The sequence below is a fragment of the Staphylococcus pragensis genome, from assembly GCF_004785665.1.
Lineage (GTDB): Bacteria > Bacillota > Bacilli > Staphylococcales > Staphylococcaceae > Staphylococcus > Staphylococcus pragensis.
This window is the reverse complement of record NZ_SRPJ01000002.1, coordinates 131,899-150,813: the sequence shown is the minus strand read 5'-3', so window position 1 is coordinate 150,813 and position 18,915 is coordinate 131,899. Positions and strand designations below refer to the sequence as shown.

At 34.4% G+C, this 18,915-nt stretch carries 17 protein-coding genes; 7 read left to right on the top strand and 10 right to left on the bottom strand.

The features are described from left to right. Window positions 1-9: 9 nt before the first annotated feature. The 3 genes from E2558_RS06465 to E2558_RS06455 form a co-directional block, all read right to left on the bottom strand. The gene (locus tag E2558_RS06465) at window positions 10-483 is read right to left on the bottom strand and encodes a DUF1440 domain-containing protein (RefSeq protein WP_126565573.1); all 474 of its coding nucleotides are present in this window, start codon (window positions 481-483) and stop codon (window positions 10-12) included. 141 nt (window positions 484-624) lie between these two features. Next, window positions 625-1,557, bottom strand: coding sequence for a 2-dehydropantoate 2-reductase (locus E2558_RS06460; protein WP_126565572.1), 933 nt, complete (start codon window positions 1,555-1,557; stop codon window positions 625-627). A gap of 184 nt (window positions 1,558-1,741) precedes the next feature. Further along, window positions 1,742-3,142, bottom strand: coding sequence for an MFS transporter (locus E2558_RS06455; protein WP_126565571.1), 1,401 nt, complete (start codon window positions 3,140-3,142; stop codon window positions 1,742-1,744). Window positions 3,143-3,402: 260 nt separating this feature from the next. On the opposite strand from E2558_RS06455, the gene E2558_RS06450 reads away from it, so the two are divergent. The 4 genes from E2558_RS06450 to lrgB all read left to right on the top strand — a co-directional run bounded on the left by E2558_RS06450 (window position 3,403) and on the right by lrgB (window position 7,382). Continuing rightward, window positions 3,403-5,157, top strand: a complete 1,755-nt coding sequence (locus E2558_RS06450) for a sensor histidine kinase (RefSeq protein WP_126565570.1) — start codon at window positions 3,403-3,405, stop codon at window positions 5,155-5,157. Continuing rightward, window positions 5,158-5,928: a response regulator transcription factor LytR gene (locus E2558_RS06445; protein ID WP_126565569.1), complete on the top strand. Its 771-nt coding sequence runs from the start codon at window positions 5,158-5,160 to the stop codon at window positions 5,926-5,928. Between the two features lie 297 nt (window positions 5,929-6,225). Further along, window positions 6,226-6,681 carry an antiholin-like murein hydrolase modulator LrgA gene (gene lrgA, locus E2558_RS06440; protein ID WP_126565568.1) on the top strand — a complete coding sequence of 152 codons (456 nt, stop codon included), beginning with the start codon at window positions 6,226-6,228 and terminating at the stop codon, window positions 6,679-6,681. After that, a complete protein-coding gene (gene lrgB, locus E2558_RS06435) occupies window positions 6,681-7,382 on the top strand; it encodes an antiholin-like protein LrgB (protein WP_126565567.1) in 702 nt (233 codons plus the stop codon). The genes lrgA and lrgB overlap by 1 nt, the downstream gene beginning before the upstream one ends. An 87-nt stretch (window positions 7,383-7,469) precedes the next feature. Here the strand turns inward: lrgB and E2558_RS06430 are convergent, their stop codons facing one another. Genes E2558_RS06430 through E2558_RS06415 form a run of 4 tightly spaced genes read right to left on the bottom strand, consistent with a single transcriptional unit; the run spans window position 7,470 to window position 11,065 of the window. Next, window positions 7,470-8,153, bottom strand: coding sequence for an ABC transporter permease (locus E2558_RS06430; RefSeq protein WP_126565566.1), 684 nt, complete (start codon window positions 8,151-8,153; stop codon window positions 7,470-7,472). Beyond that, on the bottom strand, window positions 8,153-9,097 hold the full coding sequence (locus E2558_RS06425) for an osmoprotectant ABC transporter substrate-binding protein (protein ID WP_126565565.1): 945 nt from the start codon (window positions 9,095-9,097) through the stop codon (window positions 8,153-8,155). Before E2558_RS06425 ends, E2558_RS06430 begins: the two co-directional genes overlap by 1 nt. Window positions 9,098-9,122: 25 nt before the next feature. Further along, window positions 9,123-9,758 (bottom strand): ABC transporter permease, encoded by a 636-nt coding sequence (locus E2558_RS06420; protein ID WP_126565564.1) that lies wholly within the window; start codon window positions 9,756-9,758, stop codon window positions 9,123-9,125. Further along, the gene (locus tag E2558_RS06415; protein WP_126565563.1) at window positions 9,758-11,065 is read right to left on the bottom strand and encodes a betaine/proline/choline family ABC transporter ATP-binding protein; all 1,308 of its coding nucleotides are present in this window, start codon (window positions 11,063-11,065) and stop codon (window positions 9,758-9,760) included. Before E2558_RS06415 ends, E2558_RS06420 begins: the two co-directional genes overlap by 1 nt. 473 nt (window positions 11,066-11,538) lie before the next feature. On the opposite strand from E2558_RS06415, the gene E2558_RS06410 reads away from it, so the two are divergent. Then, window positions 11,539-12,582 carry a 2,3-butanediol dehydrogenase gene (locus tag E2558_RS06410; protein WP_126565562.1) on the top strand — a complete coding sequence of 348 codons (1,044 nt, stop codon included), beginning with the start codon at window positions 11,539-11,541 and terminating at the stop codon, window positions 12,580-12,582. A 741-nt stretch (window positions 12,583-13,323) separates the two neighbouring features. On the opposite strand, the gene E2558_RS06405 is transcribed toward E2558_RS06410, so the two are convergent. Beyond that, complete coding sequence (locus E2558_RS06405) at window positions 13,324-13,923, bottom strand: YdeI/OmpD-associated family protein (protein WP_126565561.1); 600 nt, start codon at window positions 13,921-13,923, stop codon at window positions 13,324-13,326. Between the two features lie 189 nt (window positions 13,924-14,112). Between E2558_RS06405 and E2558_RS06400 the strand changes: the two genes are divergently transcribed. Both E2558_RS06400 and E2558_RS06395 read left to right on the top strand, forming a co-directional pair. Next, window positions 14,113-15,768: an APC family permease gene (locus tag E2558_RS06400; protein WP_126565560.1), complete on the top strand. Its 1,656-nt coding sequence runs from the start codon at window positions 14,113-14,115 to the stop codon at window positions 15,766-15,768. A 105-nt stretch (window positions 15,769-15,873) separates the two neighbouring features. After that, entirely contained in the window at window positions 15,874-17,220 is a 1,347-nt protein-coding gene (locus E2558_RS06395; protein ID WP_126565559.1) for a carboxylesterase family protein, read from the top strand. A 34-nt stretch (window positions 17,221-17,254) separates the two neighbouring features. Here E2558_RS06395 and E2558_RS06390 read toward each other — a convergent pair whose 3' ends face one another. Together E2558_RS06390 and E2558_RS06385 are read right to left on the bottom strand one after the other, a co-directional pair. Then, window positions 17,255-18,430, bottom strand: a complete 1,176-nt coding sequence (locus tag E2558_RS06390) for an MFS transporter (RefSeq protein WP_126565558.1) — start codon at window positions 18,428-18,430, stop codon at window positions 17,255-17,257. A 116-nt stretch (window positions 18,431-18,546) separates the two neighbouring features. After that, on the bottom strand, window positions 18,547-18,777 hold the full coding sequence (locus tag E2558_RS06385) for a hypothetical protein (protein WP_126565557.1): 231 nt from the start codon (window positions 18,775-18,777) through the stop codon (window positions 18,547-18,549). Window positions 18,778-18,915: the final 138 nt, after the last annotated feature.

Genomic DNA, 18,915 nt, shown 5'->3' with positions numbered 1-18,915 from the left:
AACTCGTACTTATTGTCCAGAAGTTCGAACGAAATCAATCGTATTCATCCATACAATATGACCTAGCAATTCTGAAATACGCTCTTCAATTGGTAATTCTTTAACTGGTGGCGTCAATTCAAGTTTCGGTAAAATATATTCATGGAATGCGATATGCACGGCTATACCGAATAATGAACCCTTTAAAGCCGTAACCTTTGAACATTTTTCAGCTAATAAACCATAAGATAATGCATTAGCAACTGAAAAGCCATAGTGAATACACATGACTGTTACTGGAACATCATTCCCATTATAGTGATACGTAGCATTTTTAACGTTCTCAGGTAAACCTACTTTATTAAGTAATGTCATTGGCGGTGGCTCTTCATCACGTTCAGGTGTTCTAGGAGGTACGAGACCTTCCCACCCCATCTTTACAGCTCCACTCAACAGACCGCCTACAACACCAGTCAAAAGGATACGTTTCGTTGTTTGATTCATTATTATCACAACTCCTATTTTGTTGATCATCTTCTTAATTATTTATAGTTTTACCCCAAAATTCATATTTTAAAAGTGAACATAGTTAAAGCCTTTGAACATCACATTTGCATGTAATTTCAAAGACTTAACACGTTTAGATTATTTCGCGTGACGTTGTTCTTCTTTAGCGTGAACCATATTAGCTACAAATTGATTAACTGGCGCTTCGATATGATGTTCAGCACCTAATTTAGCCACAGCGCCATTAATATAATCAATCTCAGTTAAACGATTATTATTAATTAAATCTTGATACATCGATGGGAAATGAGGACCTACCTTATCATTTAAATCAATGAGATAATTGTAAACTTCATCTGCGTTTAAATGTACCCCATCTACTGTCGCAACTTGAACAATTTCTTGAGTAATTTTATAAACAAGCTTTCTCGCATAATCACTTTCATTTAGATTAGATAAACGACATTCTAGAATCGTACATAATGCATTGGCTGTACCATTTACGCAAATTTTCTTCCAAATAGATTGTTGTAAATCTTCGCTTTTATGAGGATTAAGTTTTGCTTTTTCCAGAATATCAAATACTGTGTCAACATTGGGGTGTCCCTCTTCCACAAGCGCACCGATTTCAACAGGCCCTGCACCCATTAAATGGGTATGTCCTGGAGATTCTAAACCAGCCGTCCAAGTCGTTACCCCTCTTACGATACGCGCTTCATCTACATAGTTTGCAATTTTACGCTCATGTTTTAAGCCATTCATCGTACAAACCATAATCGTTTCGTCATGAATATGCGATTGAATATGGTGTAACATGTCTTGAAGTTGCATGGCTTTAGTAAATAAAAAGACGATATCGTATTTAGCATTTTCTGGGATTTCCGTATCTTGATACATAGGAATATTTAAATGATGTTGTTCTCCATTGATATCAATATGTAAGCCATCATTTTTAACGGCTGAAGCTTGAGGTTCCCAACCATCAATTAATGTAACGTCATAACCTTGACGGTATAACATTGCTCCAAATCCACTTCCTAACGCCCCTGAACCAGCAATCGCTATTTTCATATGTCATAACTCCTTTTTATTAATGATGATTTTAAAATACTACTTCACTTATTGTCAGTCAATACAATACACACAATATTCTTAATTTTTAGATAAATTAATTTATTTTTATTAAAAATAGGAACAATACAGAAATCCAGTTTAATAAAAGATTTCTACATTGTTCCTAACTTTGTATATAATATTAAATTTTACCTGCTTTTTTTGGAACTAAGAATAAGATAACAACGAAAGCAGTTAAAGCAATACCTGCGTTGAATATTACTCCTGCTGCGCCACCAAGTTGTAAATTCATTTGTGAAGCACAAAAACCGTAAATGGTACTAGACATCGCTACGCCAAAGGCATTTCCTAATGAAGACGCCATTTTATAAACACCAGATGCTACCCCAACTTTATCGTCAGGTGCTTCAGCAACCGCTGTATCTGTTGAAGGCGTTGCGTATGTACCTAAACCAATACCAAATAATAAGTAACCTATTATACTTGAAATAATATACGCTACATTTGGTAAAAACGTTAATGATAGTAATAGTAAACCAACAAAGGTAAAGCCACTACCCATTAATAATGGTCTTTTTGCTCCTTGTTTTTGTAATAACTTTTCACCTACACGTATCATGATAAGTACAGCTACAAGATACGTAATAGAAATGAGACCCGCTTGTAACGAGCTAAATCCTAATTGACTTTGATAATATGTGTTAACAACTATCAAAGTACCACCTGCGACACCATTTAACATGAAGTTAGAGAGTGTCGCACCACTGTAACCTTTATTTAAAAATAAATGAAAATCAACAAGTGGATTATCTGCTTTAAGTTCGCGAATGATAAATAAAATTCCAGCCACTAGGAATACTACACCAAGAGATAAAATCATTGGTGAGAATAATCCACGATCAGCGGCTTGTGTCACCATGACATTAACACTTAATAACGTAATCACAAGCAAGATTAATCCCATTACATCAAATTTAGAGTTATTCTCTGTTTCTTCAGGTCCTGGTTCATACTTTGTTTCAGGCGTATGTTTAATTAAGAAAAAGGCTAAGATAGATAAAGCGATAGACACAATAAAAATCCATTGCCAACCAACTGTATAAGCCATAAATCCACCAAATAGTGAACATATACCACTACCGCCCCAAGAACCGATTGACCAGAAACTTACAGCACGTTGTCTGTCTTTTCCAATGTAATATTCATTAATAATCGCAAGCGTTGATGGCATAATGAACGCACCTGATAGTCCCTGTAACGCACGTCCAATTAATAATAACCAAGCAATTGGTGCAATAATTAATAATAATGATCCTATAATATTTAAAGCTAAACCTAAATAGGTCATCTTGACGCGTCCAAATTTATCAGCAATATCCCCAGCACCAACAATAAATAATCCTGAGAATAATGCAGATAAACCTACTGCAATATTGATTGTACCCATATTTGTATTAAATGATGATTGTAGCGTTGGTACAATGTTAACGAGTGATTGCGCAAACAACCAAAACGTTAGTACACCTATAATAATACCTATGAGTAGTTTATTATCTCCCCTAAACTCTTTTGAAGACTCCATTTTGAAAAATTCCTCCTAATATACCCTAAAAACTATTTAAAATAGTTTATATTAAAAACCTTATCATAATTAAGGTTAATTGACTTAATAAAATACTTTATTTTATGAAATATTTCTTATTAAAATAGTTAAAAATATCTTAAACGACTAATTCTAAAATAACTGGTAAATATAGTTATTAATTTTAATCTATTAACATCAAATTTTCCATATTATAATAAACAGTATATTTAAATTTTCTAAAATTAAGGTGTCTTAATATGTTTAACTTATTTATATTATTGCTTGAGCGCGTAGGTTTAATCATTATCATTGCCTACATATTGATGAATGTTAATCATTTTAAAAAGATGATGGGTGAACGTGAGAAATTACGCTCTCAATGGCAATTAACGATTATTTTCTCCCTTTTCGCGATTATTTCTAATTTCACAGGAATTGAGATTGAAAATGGCAAAATTATTTCTAGCAATATTTATTATCATTTGAATGACAATGCTTCGATGGCCAATACACGTGTGTTAACCATTGGTATGTCAGGTCTGATTGGCGGACCGTTTGTGGCTATTATTGTTGGTATTATATCTGGTTTATCACGTTTATTTATTGGTGGTGCAAATGCCTATACTTATTTAATCTCCTCTGTAATTATTGCCTTAATATCAGGAGTATATGGTTACCGTACGATGCGTCGTTATACTTACCCTACTATGCTTGTTGGCGCAGTAATAGGAGCATTAAATGAAGCCATTCAAATGATTTGTATTTTTGTTTTTGCTGATGATGCAACAGCTGCTTGGTCATTAGTTCAATTTATATCATTACCTATGATTTTAATTAACAGTATTGGTACTGCTATTTTCTTATCTATCATCTTATCGACGCTTAAACAAGAAGAACAAACACGTGCGATACAAACCCATGACGTATTAGAACTAGCGAATAAAACGTTACCCTATTTTCGTTCGGGATTAAATGAGAAATCAGCAAGGCCAGTAGCTGAAATCATTTTAAAGCTAATGAAAGTATCTGCCGTAGCGATTACTAATAAAACAGATATCCTAACACATGTGGGAGCTGGAAGTGACCATCATGTTGCGAAGAAAGAAATTATCACTCATTTATCTAAAGAAGTGATTCGCACTGGGCAATTGAAGGAAGCCCATTCAAAAGAAAGTATTGGTTGTAACAACCCGAATTGTCCTTTGACAGCTGCGATTGTTATCCCCTTAATGACGAATAATGAAATAGCTGGCACTTTAAAATTTTATTTTACTGAAGAACGTGACATCACAACTTCAACGAAACAACTTGCGCGTGGTTTGGCAGACATTTTCTCAAGTCAATTAGAACTTGGACAAGCTGAGATGCAAAGTAAGCTCTTGCGTGATGCCGAAATTAAGTCATTACAAGCACAAGTGAATCCTCATTTCTTCTTTAATGCGATTAATACGATTTCGGCGCTTGTACGTATCGATAGTGAAAAGGCCCGCAAATTATTACTACATTTAAGCCAGTTCTTTCGATCAAACTTACAAGGGGCGCGTAATAATACCATTACTTTGGAGAGAGAATTACAACAAGTAGAAGCGTACTTATCATTAGAACAAGCAAGATTCCCAGATCGCTTTACGATTCATTATAATGTCGACCAAAATTGTAAAAACGTGTTAATTCCACCTTTCATTATTCAAATATTAGTTGAAAATGCAATTAAGCATGCGTTTAAACATCGACGTAAAGATAACATCATTAAAGTCGATGCTCACTATGAGCAACAAGCGCTTAAAATTGCTGTAAGTGATAACGGAAACGGTATTGATGCAGAGAAATTACCATTGATTGGTCAAATGAGTGTCATGTCTGAAACAGGTACAGGAAGCGCATTGGAGAATTTGAACCGTCGTTTAGTAGGAATATATGGTTCTATTGCTCAACTTCATTTCAATTCTAATGACCAAGGTACTACTGTGAGTTGTCACATCCCTTATCATCATTTAAAGGAGGAAGACTAAGTGAAAACGCTAATTGTAGATGATGAACCCCTAGCACGTAATGAATTACACTATTTATTAGACGAGATGGGCGGATTCGAATTAATAGAAGAAGCTGAAAATATTGAAGAGACACTTGAAAAATTGCTTTATGAAACGTATGACCTTGTCTTTCTTGATATTAATTTAATGGATGAAAGTGGCATTGATTTAGCTGGAAAAATTCAAAAAATGAAACAGGCACCTTATATCATTTTTGCCACAGCACATGATACCTTTGCTGTAAAAGCATTTGAACTCAACGCACTAGACTATATTTTAAAACCCTTTGAACAAGAACGTATCGCGCAAGCCGTTCAAAAAGTAGAACGTGCCCTATTACTTCGTTCAAATACGACAGAATCGTCTGATTTTGCACAAAAAGAAAACCCTATGCCAAATGATAAGTCAACTACCGCTTCACCATCTGTTATTCCTATCGAGGTCGATGAACGTATTTACGTTATTAACTTAGCAGACATCGTTGGTGTTTCAGTTAACAATGGTGTTACAACCATATCTACAATCAAAAGAGATTATGAATCAACAGAACCGCTCAATTCTTATGATAAAAAATTGCCAGAGGAACAATTCATTAAAATTCATCGTGCCACGATTATTAATAAACAGCACATCGATAGCGTAGAACAATGGTTTAACTACACTTATCAAGTGACGATGACAACTGGCATTAAATATCAAGTCAGTCGTTCTTATATGAAAGCATTCAAGCAAGAAATTGGTTTAAAATAAATACGTTTACGTATCATCATACTAAATCTAAGCTTTTAATCCATGGAGAGCCTTCAAATTCAGCTCGCTAAGATGAGATTAAAAGCTTTTCTTTTTTTACCTCTAACTCTCTGAAAAGTAACTATGTGTTAACTCTTATTTAAAGTAGCTAAGAACTTCTTTTCCCTTATTGATAGTCACCTTTCAAATAATGCATCTCACAACACATTTTTTGTAACTCGCCTTTTAATCTCCCAAAAGTAACCGCTTCAATAATAAACTGAACTTAAGAGAAATAGAGAGAGGGAGCGAAAAATAATGAGTCAAGCAAAGACGCAAGAAACGCGTAGTCATGGAAATGGCAAAGTTGAAAAAACATATAGCTTTTTCCAACAAGCTTTAACCATTGCAGTCGTTTTATTAATTTCAAAAATTATTGAAAGCTTTATACCATTTCCAATGCCAGCATCGGTTATCGGACTGGTATTATTATTCATATTATTATGTACAGGAATTGTAAAATTGGGACAAGTTGAAGGTGTCGGTACAGCACTAACAAATAACATTAGTTTCTTATTCGTACCAGCTGGGGTTTCTGTAATTAATTCATTACCTATCTTAAGTCAACATCCGATTTTAATCTTATTATTAATCATTATTTCAACATTATTATTACTTATTTGTGTGGGATTTGTTTCACAGTTATTCGTTACAAAATCATTATTCCCATCTAAAGAACAAAATGAAAACACAAAACTTGGGGAGGGTAAATAATGGCAGAGCATTTAGGTATCACTACACCATATTTTGGGATATTAGTCTCACTCATTCCGTTTGTTATCGCACAATACTTTTATAAAAAGACAAATGGTTTCTTCTTACTTGCACCACTCTTTGTGGCAATGGTAGCAGGTATTGTTTTCTTAAAAGTTACAGGCATTAGCTATGAAAATTATAAAATTGGTGGCGACATCATCAACTTCTTCTTAGAACCAGCAACAATCAGTTTCGCGATTCCTTTATATAAAAAGCGTGACGTATTGAAGAAATATTGGCTACAAATTTTTGGCGGTATCGCAATCGGTACATTAGTTGCTTTAATCTTAATTTACTTAGTAACAATCCTTTTCCGTTTAGGAGATCAAATCGGTGCATCAATGTTACCACAAGCTGCTACAACAGCAATTGCTTTACCAGTTTCTGAAGGTATTGGCGGTGTGAAAGAATTAACATCATTAGCCGTTATTTTAAACGCAGTCGTAATTTCTGCATTAGGTACTAAAATTGTTAAATTATTTAAAATCTCTAACCCTATCGCACGAGGTTTAGCGTTAGGTACTAGCGGACATACATTAGGCGTTGCCGCAGCAAAAGAATTAGGGGAAACAGAAGAATCAATGGGAAGTATCGCAGTGGTTATCGTAGGTGTCATTATCGTAGCCATCGTTCCACCACTTGCTTCAGTATTATTCTAATAATAAAAAGCGTTGTTACCGTGAAAGCGCACTATTATAGTGCAACTTCACGCGTATACAACGCTTTTCTTATTTATCTAACACTTATTAATTAATTTTTTGAACTTGTTTATTCTTTTTACTTTTATGAGTTGGGTCTAATCTTTTTTCTAAACCGCGTAACCCTAAATCAATAATAATCGCAATTAAAGCAATGGGAATAGCTCCGGCTAAAATATAAACCGTACCATCTGTTGAGTTCGTACCACGAATGATGATATCACCAAGTGTTGGTGCACCAATAAATGAACCAATAGCCACAATACCAATAGCTACAACTAGCGCGATACGAATACCTCCGATAATAACAGATAATGATAAAGGCAGTTCAATCATGCGCATAATTTGGTTACTTGTCATACCCATACCTTTACCAGCATCCTTAATGTTAGCATCCACTTCTGTAATTCCAGTATACGTATTTTTTATAATAGGAAGTAACGCATATAGGAACACAGCTACAACTACTGTTGTTGGCCCTAAACCTAACGCTAACATTAGAATAGCTAACATAGCGATAGCAGGTACAGTTTGAATTATATTCGCTATCGTGATAATGGGCCATGCTAATTTAGAATATCTGGCAATTAGTATTCCCAATAGTATTCCAATGATACACGCGAATAACACACCATAAATCGACATTAATAAATGTTTGAAAAATAACTCCATAAGGTAGCCAAAGTTCAAGGTATAATATTCATAAAGCGAGCTTAATAAGTTACCTTTCATTATTTTTGACCACCTTTCTTATCATCTTCGAAATAGTTATGTTTTTTCACATACTCTTCAGCAATAACGGCAGGCTCTTTACCTTTACCATCCGCTTCATAATTTAATTTCTGCATTTCTTTTGTACTAATTTTACCTTCTAATTTCTTTAATGCTTTATCAATTTCTGGATTGTCTTTAATTAACTTCTCTGTCGCTAACGGACTACCATCATACGGTGGGAAGAACTTGCGGTCATCTTTAAGAATTTTTAAATTATACGCTGCAATACGTCCATCCGTTGAATAACCTACAGCCACGTCTAATTTTTTATTCTTTAGAGCGTCATAAACTAAACCAATTTGCATTGGACGTGCACTCGCAAACTTAAAGCCATAATCTTTTTGGAATGCTGGATAACCATCACCCGCACGGTTCATCCATTGCGTATCCATACCAAGACGTAATTCATCTTTATATTTTTTTAAATCCGAAACCTTTTCAAGATGATATTTATCAGCAACTTCTTTTGTCACCATAAATGCATAAGTATTGGCAAATCCAAATGAATTATAGAACTTTTGATCATATTTCTTTTTGAAAAGTTTTTGCGACTCTGCCATCGCCTTTTTCGGATTTTTCGTCGGTGGCGCGTCTAAAACACTTGTCAATTCAGTACCTGTATAACGTACCGCTGACATATTCACATCACCACGTTGTAACGCGTTATGTTGAATGATACTAGATCCTAAGTTACCTATAATCGTTGGTTTAACCTTGTCATGTGTGTAATGTTCAATCATTAATTTCTCAATATTTGCCATTATCTTCGTTTCACTAGTTTCTGTTGCAGTGATTTTTACACTGTCTTTCGCATCGCCATCGCCTAGACCTGGTAATCCGCATCCAGATAATACAAGGAGGGACAATGCCAGAAGTATGAAAGTTAATTTAAACTTTTTCATAAATTTAGAAATCCTCCCTTTTCAATTATCTAGATACTTTAAGTCCTTTAGGCACGGCCCACTTTTCAACTAAAGAAAGCAAGAAGTCAACAATTAAAGCTAAACAAGTAACAAGAATACCAGCGCTAATAATCATTGGTGGTTGATATAAGTTCAGACCATTGAATACAAGGTCGCCTAAACCACCTGCGCCGACATAACTTGCTAATGTCGCCCAAGCAATAACATACACACTTGATAAGCGAATACCACTAATAATTAACGGTAACGCAAGTGGCAACTCTACGTCTTTCATTAATTGAAAATTCGTCATACCCATACTCGTTCCAGCTTGAATAATATTTTTATCAATATTTTGTACACCAAGTACGGTATTATTTAAAATGGGTAACAATACGTAAATAAATAAAGCAACAATCGCTGGTGTCTTACCTACACCAAAGATTGGGATCATAAGTGCTAAAACGGCTAACGTCGGTATCGTTTGAAGCACACCCGCAATCGTTAACACTACATTCGCAGTTCGCTTAGTTTTAGATAATAAAATGCCTAACGGTACCGCTACGACAATCGCAAGCAATAACGCGATCACTGATATGTAGAAGTGTTCGATTGTTTTCGATACGAGTTGGCTTCCATATTCTTGGAAAAATTCTTTCATTAACGATCAACTCCTGAATTATGCGTATCATCCAAATTCTCTGTATCAAAACGATCCGTTACGTCTTGTTGTTTATGTGTCGCATCTTCATGTTGGTGTTGCGCTAGGTCCTTTTTCTCTTGATTACCAATTTCATTCTCACGTTCTACATCGTTCATATGTGAATCTGATAATTCCATTTCTTCATCACTTTCGCCCCAAATTGAGTCGTATACGATATCTACTAAATTAGCACGTGTAATTAAACCAATTAGCGTATTATCGTTATCAACAACTGGAACGTTTCTAACATTCCGTTTAAGAATTGTGCGAACTGAATCTTGTAATTTTGAATCTATATGTACTTTATAAACATCACGCTGCATGGTATCGATAAGTTCTTTACCTTGGCGTAAACCTTGGTTAATATCTTCAATATCTAAGAACCCTAATAAGCGATTATGATTATTCACCACAAAGATAGTGTCAACACGTCTTTGTCTCATAACGTTAACTGCATCATTCAACGAATCATCTGCATTAACAGTAACAGGTGTAATCATCGCATCTTCCACAGTTCTCATATTAGGACGGTCTTGAATCAATCTATTTTGACCAATAAACTCTTTAACGAAATCATTCGCTGGATTTCTCAAAATATTATCTGGCGTATCGTATTGCACAATTTTACCTTGTGACATGATACATATGCGGTCTGCTAATTTAATCGCTTCATCCATGTCATGTGTTACAAATATGAATGTTTTTCCTAGTTTTTGTTGTAATTCTTTTACTAAATCTTGTAGAGTATCTCTCGTAATAGGGTCTAATGCACCAAATGGTTCATCCATTAGGATAATATCTTGTTCGGCTGCTAATGCACGTACAACCCCTATACGTTGTTGTTGACCGCCTGATAATTCAGATGGATAACGATCCAAATAATCTTCAGGTAAATCAACCAACTTAATTAATTCCTTCGCTTTCGCATCTTTCTTTTCTTTAGACCATTTTAAAAGTTTCGGTACTAACACAATGTTTTCACGAATAGTCATATGTGGCATAAGCCCAATTTGTTGAATCACGTAACCAATACTGCGACGTAATTCTACTGGATTCATACTTCGCACATTCTTCCCATTCATTTCAATAGTTCCGTCAGTAGCTTCAATCATACGGTTAATCATTCGTAAAGCTGTCGTTTTACCACTACCACTTGTCCCAATAAAAGCAATAAACTCCCCAGATTCGATATCTAATGAAATATTATCTACCGCTTTTTTATTCCCTGAATAAATCTTGGTTAAGTTTTTAATACTTAGCGCCATTAGCTTTCTCCTTCCTATTTAAACCCTGAAGAAAAATAAACGAACATAAAAAGGCCATTAGTCCCGTTGTTAAACAAATGTGTCATAAGTCAAACAAGGGTCTCATGACCTTTGCTTCATAAAATTTTAGTAAATTCAATTTCAATGAAATTCGTTAATTTTTCATCATTTATTTATATATATCCTATATAATTTTTTGAAACGTTACATGTTTGAAACTATTAAAAAAATTTCACAATTTAATTTTTATGCTTATAACATTTAAGCAACATAACAATTAGGAAAAGTTCAACACCATTTTTAAAGCAAAAGAAATTAAATACTAATAAATATTATTGTCAGCAACAAAGTTCGTAGAATTGTCGAAATCTTCAAAATCAATAACGAAATTTTATTAGGAAAAATTGAATTCCTAAATCGTTAGTATTAATCTAAAGATGTAATTAGTATTTAACGAAGGGATGTTTTACTTTATGAAAGCAGCAGTATGGTATGGTCAAAAAGATGTTCGTGTTGAAGATCGCGAACCTAAACAATTAAAAGATAACGAAGTGAAAGTTAAAGTATCTTGGGCTGGAATTTGTGGTACTGACTTACACGAATATTTAGAAGGACCTGTCTTTATCTCTACTGATAAACCTGACCCATTCTTAGGTCAAAAAGCACCTGTTACTTTAGGTCATGAATTTGCTGGTGTGGTTGAAGAAGTTGGTAAAGATGTAACTAAATATAAAAAAGGCGATCGCGTTGTTGTTAACCCAACTGTTTCTAAACGTGAAAAAGACGAAAGCGTAGATTTATATGATGGTTACTCATTCATCGGATTAGGTTCAGATGGTGGTTTCGCAGAATTCACTAATGCTCCTGAAGAAAATGTTTATGCTTTACCTGAAAATGTATCTGACAAAGAAGGTGCATTAGTAGAACCAACAGCAGTAGCAGTTCAAGCTGTTAAAGAAGGTAATTTATTATTCGGCGACACTGTAGCAGTCTTTGGTGCTGGACCAATCGGTTTATTAGCTGTCGTTGCAGCCAAAGCAGCTGGCGCAAGTAAAATCTTCGTTTTCGACTTATCAGAAGAACGTTTAGCTAAAGCTAAAGAAGTAGGCGCTACACATATTATTAATTCTGGTGACGTAGATCCAGTTGAATATATTAACGAACACACTGAGAATGGTGTAGACGTTACTTTCGAAGTAGCTGGTGTAGGTGTGACATTAGCACAATCTGTTAAAGTAACACGTCCTAGAGGTACAGTCGTTATCGTTTCAATCTTTGCGCACGAAGTTAGCTTTGATCCAATGTTATTAACTAACTCTGGTATCCACTTAGCTTCAACTATCGCTTACTCACCTACTACATTCCAACAAACAATTGATTTAATTGCGAATGGAAGCTTAAATGTTAAGAGCGTAGTAACAGATGAAATCGAATTAGAAAACATCGTTGAATCTGGTTTCGAACAACTAGTAAATGATAAATCACAAGCTAAAATCCTAGTTAAATTAAACGGTTAATCTATTGATTAAATAATAATATCATTCCCTAAAAGCCCCTCCATATTTCACTTTATGGAGGGGCTTATTATGTATTCAATACTTCGTATTTCTAGCTAGTATTTCTAAAGTGGTTCTTAAATGGATTTCCATTACACTTAAGTTGAGACGCTTGCCTAGGGGACTGAAATTTCTCACAGATAAATCTGTGGAAGTTTCTAAGATCTTCAACTTGTACTGTTCCCTCAGGCGTCGCTCAACTACGTTCCATTATCCATTTTAGAACTATATAAGTACTTAAACGCTTAAATTCATTAAAATTATAATACTTATAAAATTCTCGCTACAATACTAAAAATCTTTATATATATTTAATAAACACGGTACTTCAATATAATTTATTTCATAGTTTTAAATGAGGATTATGTAAGACATTCTAAAGATAAACTACGAATACTTTTGTGTGATGCATGAAGGAGTTAGAGTTATTAATGAACATAAGTGCATGGCACTTATGTAAGTAGTTCTAAGGTAGATTACGAAGTGTAGTTGTGACGACTCCTAGTGGAAAAGAAAGTGTCGAGTGACTACAGGCACGAGCCTTTCCCACAGGAAAGCGCACAACTTAAACAAGTAAATATCTACCTTAGAACTGCTTTAGAGACAGCCCACCTGGGAAGCATCGCAACAAAAATAAGTAAATGTTTATCTAAGAATTTCTTTACAACTTAAACGAGTGAAATTTGATCTTAGAACTACATTTTACTTATCATACATGCCTTTGCCTTCTAAGATATGATTAAAATATTTCTCCACTCTACTTTGTCTTGTCTGACTGCGTTTCGCTTGTGAAATATGATAAATATATTGATGTTGACGTCCCGGGGTTAAATTATAAAACGCCTCGTTAAACTCTGGCACTTCATCAAGTTTACTTTGTAATTCTTCAGGTATGTCGTAATCCTCTGTCTTCTTCATTTCTACTTTCTTGCCAGCTTTTTCCACTTTAATTGCTTCATTCACATAATAAAGAATTTCTTCACGACGCGCTTTAATCTCATCTAATGTTTCAAACCTTAATTGTCTCGCTGCTTGAACCTTCTCCGTTTGTTGAATTAATGTATGATATTCATCTTCCAAGATGGCACCTTTGTGAAAGAGTAACGCTACATAATGTTTAAAGCCATGGATTAATACGACATTTGCGCCGTTTAATGTATAACACGGATGCATCCATTTATAGGTCTCTTCTAATTCAGTTTCTTCAAATATTAAATCTCTAAGATATTGATAGGCTTCCCTCCATTGACCATCCTTTTCCAAAAAAGCTAAAACTTGATCATTGGCTTGTTTATGCGTCATCTTAAACACCTTCTTATTAAATAATTTGATAACAATACAGTTATTATATTATTTAAGTTTAAATTTAACTATTGTTAACACAATATTTTGTAAATTTACTAAAATGTAAATTGACTAATTATACGATAGGCGTATAATTAAAAAGTGTCATTTTAAATGAATATTAAAACAATATTAAAAGGAGTTTTTATGGGAAACAACAATAACAATAGTAATAAAATCAGTTTGACACAATTAGTACTACTTGGTCTAGGTAGTTTAATTGGTTCTGGTTGGCTCTTTGGTGCATGGGAAGCGTCTTCTATAGCGGGCCCAGCTGCCATTATTTCGTGGGTTATTGGTTTTATTGTAATAGGTACAATTTCTTACAATTACATTGAAATCGGGACAATGTTCCCACAATCTGGTGGTATGAGTAACTATGCACAATATACGCACGGGTCTTTACTAGGATTCATTGCTGCGTGGGCTAACTGGGTTTCACTCGTAACGATTATCCCAATTGAAGCGGTATCTGCTGTTCAGTACATTAGCTCTTGGCCATGGGATTGGGCAAAGCCTACTAGTGCGTTGATGCATAATGGAACGATTAGTACGATTGGCTTATTTGCTGTATATATTATTATCATTATCTTTTCTTTACTGAATTACTGGTCAGTAAAATTATTAACGTCATTTACAAGTTTAATTTCAGTCTTTAAATTAGGTGTGCCTTTATTAACAATCATTATGTTAATGCTTTCTGGTTTCGATACTAGTAACTATGGTTCATCTATGGGTCAATTTATGCCTTATGGTAGTGCCCCAATCTTTGCGGCTACAACTACTTCAGGTATCATTTTCTCATTTAATGCATTCCAAACGATTATTAATATGGGATCTGAAATTAAAAATCCTGAGAAAAATATTGCGCGCGGTATCGCAATTTCATTAACATTAAGTGCCGCATTATACGTTATTTTACAAAGTACGTTTATTACTTCTATGCCACAATCAATGATTCATGAACATGGTTGGCACGGAATTAACTTCAACTCACCATTCGCAGATATGGCGATTTTGTTAGGTATTAACTGGTTAGCGATTTTATTATATATTGAAGCGGTAGTTTCACCATTTGGTACAGGTGTTTCTTTCGTAGCGATTACAGGTCGTGTCTTAAATGCGATGGAACAAAATGGTCATATTCCTAAATTCTTAGGTAAAATCAATACAACTTACAACATTCCACGAGTTGCGATTGCATTCAATGCCATTATTAGTATGATTATGGTTACGTTATTCCGTGACTGGGGTGTACTTGCGGCGGTTATCTCAACAGCTACATTAGTAGCTTACTTAACTGGTCCAACAACAGTAATTGCCCTACGTAAAATGGGTCCTAAATTACATCGTCCATTCCGTGGTACGTTATTGAAAGTGATGGCACCTTTATCATTCGTTCTCGCTTCATTAGCGATTTACTGGGCAATGTGGCCAACAACTGCTGAAGTTATTTTCATTATCATTTTAGGTTTACCAATTTATTTCTTCTATGAATATAAAATGAATTGGAAAAACACTAAAAAACAAATTGGCGGTAGTTTATGGATTATTATTTACTTAATCTTATTAGCCACTATGTCATTTATTGGTAGTAAGGAATTTAAAGGAATCAACTTAATTCACTACCCTTATGATTTCATTGTGATCATTGTATTAGCATTAATCTTCTATAAAATGGGTACTACAAGCTATTTCGAAAGTATCTATTACAAACGTGCTAAGAAGATCAATAAGCAAATGAAAAAAGATACACTTGCAGAAGCGAAACGAGAAGCTAATCAAGAGCAAGCAGAGAAATAAATTTAATCCATACCAAGCGTGAAAGTGACTTCACGTTTGGTATTTTTTTCAGCCATTTTTAGTGCTATAGTTAGCTTGAACGGAGTGAGAGGAAGGTGTTGCAATATGGTTACAGTCACTACGACTAGCGGGAAGATACATGGTATAAATGAAGACGGCATCGCTCAATTTTTAGGTATTCCCTATGCTTATCCACCTACGCGTCATCGTCGTTTTAAACATTCTGAGTTATACACATCTTGGGAGAATGATATTGAAGCCACCCATTTTAAGTCTATTCCTCCTCAACCCTATAATAAATTGGAAACTTTCTTTTCTTCTGAAAATGTAACTTTCCCACAAAGTGAGGATTGCTTATATTTAAATATCTGGATGCAAAATAATAAGCATACGCACAAACCAGTCATTATCTATTTTTATGGTGGTGGATTCGTGAATGGACATGGTTCTGCAGAATTGTATACACCTGAATCTATTGTCCAACAACATGATGTTATCGTCATTACATTTAACTATCGTTTAGGGGTTTTAGGCTTTTTAGATTGGTCTTATTTCAATAAAGAATTAGATAAAAACAATGGCTTATCGGATCAAATTAATGTATTGAAATGGGTTCAATATTATATTGAAAGCTTTGGAGGAGACCAGCAGAATATTACATTGATGGGTCAATCTGCTGGCAGTATGAGTATTATGGCATTAATGCAGATACCTGAATTAGATAGTCTTTATCATAAAGTAATGTTACTCAGCGGTACCTTGAGACTTAATAAAGAAGAAACTGGCTACTTAAAAGCACAACATTTTCACAAATTGATAGATACTCATTTCCCAAATAAAGAGCTAGAAGATTTAACAGTGTCAGACATATTGGAATTACAAGCGTCAGATGAAGCTTCTCGTGGTAAATCCAAAGGTTTAGAATTAATTTATGCGCCTATCGAAGACGACAGTATGACGCGTCCATTGTCACAGTTCACAAAACCTATCGTCGTAGGTGTGACTAATGATGAAGGAGATTGTTATATTCGCAACGAGTCTCGTAAATTAGATCCTTCACGCTTTGTAGACGTCATGGCGCTAAATGATATTAGTGTAGAGGGATCAGCGTCACAAACAGGTAAGCAACAAGCGCAACTTGTCACCGACTTATATTTTAAAGCACCTGCCCTGCACTTATTAGATACCTTACCTCATGCAAAGTGTTGGTATTTACGTTTCGATTGGCACTTACCCAATTCTTCTGACTTTAACAGTGCCTATCACATTCTAGACCTTGTCTTTTGGTTTGGGAAAATGAATATCCTAAAGGCACACGACATTAAAAACTTAACTTCAGAAACTAAATTAAGCAAGCAAATGATAAGTGATTTAGTTACTTTTGCAACGTCTGACACAATGCCATGGCAACCTTATCATTCAAACAATAAAAATCCCCACATATACAACTAAGGCGTATCGCAAAGATTACGATACGCCTTAACTTTTAGTTCTTCGCATAATGTATATTTTTAAGAGTAAGAACAATAATTAAACCTAATAGTCCTATAAATGCACTGACAAGCGTGACCGCTTCGACAGACATATTAGAAACAACTAAGCCGCCAATAATACCACCAAAACCAATACCGGCATTAAGACATGACATATTCCAACTCATCACTTGACTTGTGTCACCCTCTACGTGTTCAATAATCCCACTTTGAATCGCAGGGTTTGTACTCCATTGAACAATGTTCCATATAAATAAACCAACTAATAATAGAAGTGTAGTTGATAATATTAAGTTAATAATAATCATCATAACGATAAAGACTGAGAAAGCAATAATTAACCAACGTTTACTTGTTAGTTTATCCGCAAGTACACCTCCCATTGAAGTACCTACGACACCTGCAACACCGTTAACTAATAATGCTAATGAAACATAGCCCATATTGTGTCCATTTTCCAAAATAAGCGGGTTAATATAAACAAATGTCACAGAGTTAGCAATTAAAATTAACAATGTAATCGCTAAATATTTCACGATTTCGGCTGGTCTCAAAATGTGAGACGTTTGCTGACCACTCTCATCAATATGACTAAACTGTTGATTAGCAAAATTGAGTTCTGAAGTAGTCGGTAAATATTTAATCATTAATAATCCGGCAATCAGACTCACTAAAATAATAAAGACAAATGTAAAACGCCAACCAACCCAGTCACCTATCATTGTACCAATCGGAACGCCGAAGACATTCGCGCCACTAAATCCTGTATATACCACACCAATCATCTTTCCACGATTTTTAGGGATAGTAAGCATAGCAGTTAAAGCAAGTACTTTCACAATAATTAATGAAGCTGCTGCAGAAGAAATAATACGTCCAATAACTAAAATAGTAAAATTCGGGGCAATTGCGATAATGACATTCCCTACAATAAAGACAACTAAAGTCCAAAGCAATACTGGACGGGCCGCAAAACGGTTAGTCAGTTTAACCAATATAGGGCCACAAATCGCAAATGTTAGCGCGTAAAGCGTTACGAGTTGTCCAACGACAGCTTCAGAAACGCCTAAATCGTCACTCATTAAATTCATGATTCCGGCGACCATCATTTCAACCATTCCAACGATAAAGACGCTAATGATAAAGGTTGCTATACGCATGATAGACATGCAGAAATCTCCTTTCCTAATTATTAAATTTTTCATAAAAAAAACAGCTACTCGCTATTTTTTAAGCTCAGTAACTGTTTTATTATAATATTCATTTTTATTTTTGTACAAAAAATTTAAGATAGGTCGTTTCTATTCTCTAAATATTGTTCCACAAACGTTTCCGCAATCATCAATATAATTAATACAATCATAGTGCCATAAGTTACATAATTGTTATGGAGTAAGATATCGATTCCAAAGTTTAAATTAAAATGATTTTCTACTAAGCTAAAAACCAAGCGCAAAATGTTATATAGTCCAAGTACAGTAATAAGAAATCCGATAATATAAGATAATCTTTTCATTAGTACAAACCCCTTTTACATCATTGATTTAACTTTATGCTAAACCACTGTACTTAACTACTTCTTAGAGTTATCTTAAATTTTCCTTAAATCATTAATGCAACAATAGTTAAATTTTAAAAAGTTTTATAAGATAAA

Excerpts from the sequence above, each read along its gene's own strand:
- E2558_RS06465 (WP_126565573.1), bottom strand. The coding sequence starts at position 483 with ATGAATCAAACAACGAAACGTATCCTTTTGACTGGTGTTGTAGGCGGT.
- E2558_RS06460 (WP_126565572.1), bottom strand. The coding sequence starts at position 1,557 with ATGAAAATAGCGATTGCTGGTTCAGGGGCGTTAGGAAGTGGATTTGGA.
- E2558_RS06455 (WP_126565571.1), bottom strand. The coding sequence starts at position 3,142 with ATGGAGTCTTCAAAAGAGTTTAGGGGAGATAATAAACTACTCATAGGT.
- E2558_RS06450 (WP_126565570.1), top strand. The coding sequence starts at position 3,403 with ATGTTTAACTTATTTATATTATTGCTTGAGCGCGTAGGTTTAATCATT.
- lrgA (WP_126565568.1), top strand. The coding sequence starts at position 6,226 with ATGAGTCAAGCAAAGACGCAAGAAACGCGTAGTCATGGAAATGGCAAA.
- lrgB (WP_126565567.1), top strand. The coding sequence starts at position 6,681 with ATGGCAGAGCATTTAGGTATCACTACACCATATTTTGGGATATTAGTC.
- E2558_RS06430 (WP_126565566.1), bottom strand. The coding sequence starts at position 8,153 with ATGAAAGGTAACTTATTAAGCTCGCTTTATGAATATTATACCTTGAAC.
- E2558_RS06425 (WP_126565565.1), bottom strand. The coding sequence starts at position 9,097 with ATGAAAAAGTTTAAATTAACTTTCATACTTCTGGCATTGTCCCTCCTT.
- E2558_RS06420 (WP_126565564.1), bottom strand. The coding sequence starts at position 9,758 with ATGAAAGAATTTTTCCAAGAATATGGAAGCCAACTCGTATCGAAAACA.
- E2558_RS06415 (WP_126565563.1), bottom strand. The coding sequence starts at position 11,065 with ATGGCGCTAAGTATTAAAAACTTAACCAAGATTTATTCAGGGAATAAA.
- E2558_RS06410 (WP_126565562.1), top strand. The coding sequence starts at position 11,539 with ATGAAAGCAGCAGTATGGTATGGTCAAAAAGATGTTCGTGTTGAAGAT.
- E2558_RS06405 (WP_126565561.1), bottom strand. The coding sequence starts at position 13,923 with ATGACGCATAAACAAGCCAATGATCAAGTTTTAGCTTTTTTGGAAAAG.
- E2558_RS06400 (WP_126565560.1), top strand. The coding sequence starts at position 14,113 with ATGGGAAACAACAATAACAATAGTAATAAAATCAGTTTGACACAATTA.
- E2558_RS06395 (WP_126565559.1), top strand. The coding sequence starts at position 15,874 with ATGGTTACAGTCACTACGACTAGCGGGAAGATACATGGTATAAATGAA.
- E2558_RS06390 (WP_126565558.1), bottom strand. The coding sequence starts at position 18,430 with ATGTCTATCATGCGTATAGCAACCTTTATCATTAGCGTCTTTATCGTT.
- E2558_RS06385 (WP_126565557.1), bottom strand. The coding sequence starts at position 18,777 with ATGAAAAGATTATCTTATATTATCGGATTTCTTATTACTGTACTTGGA.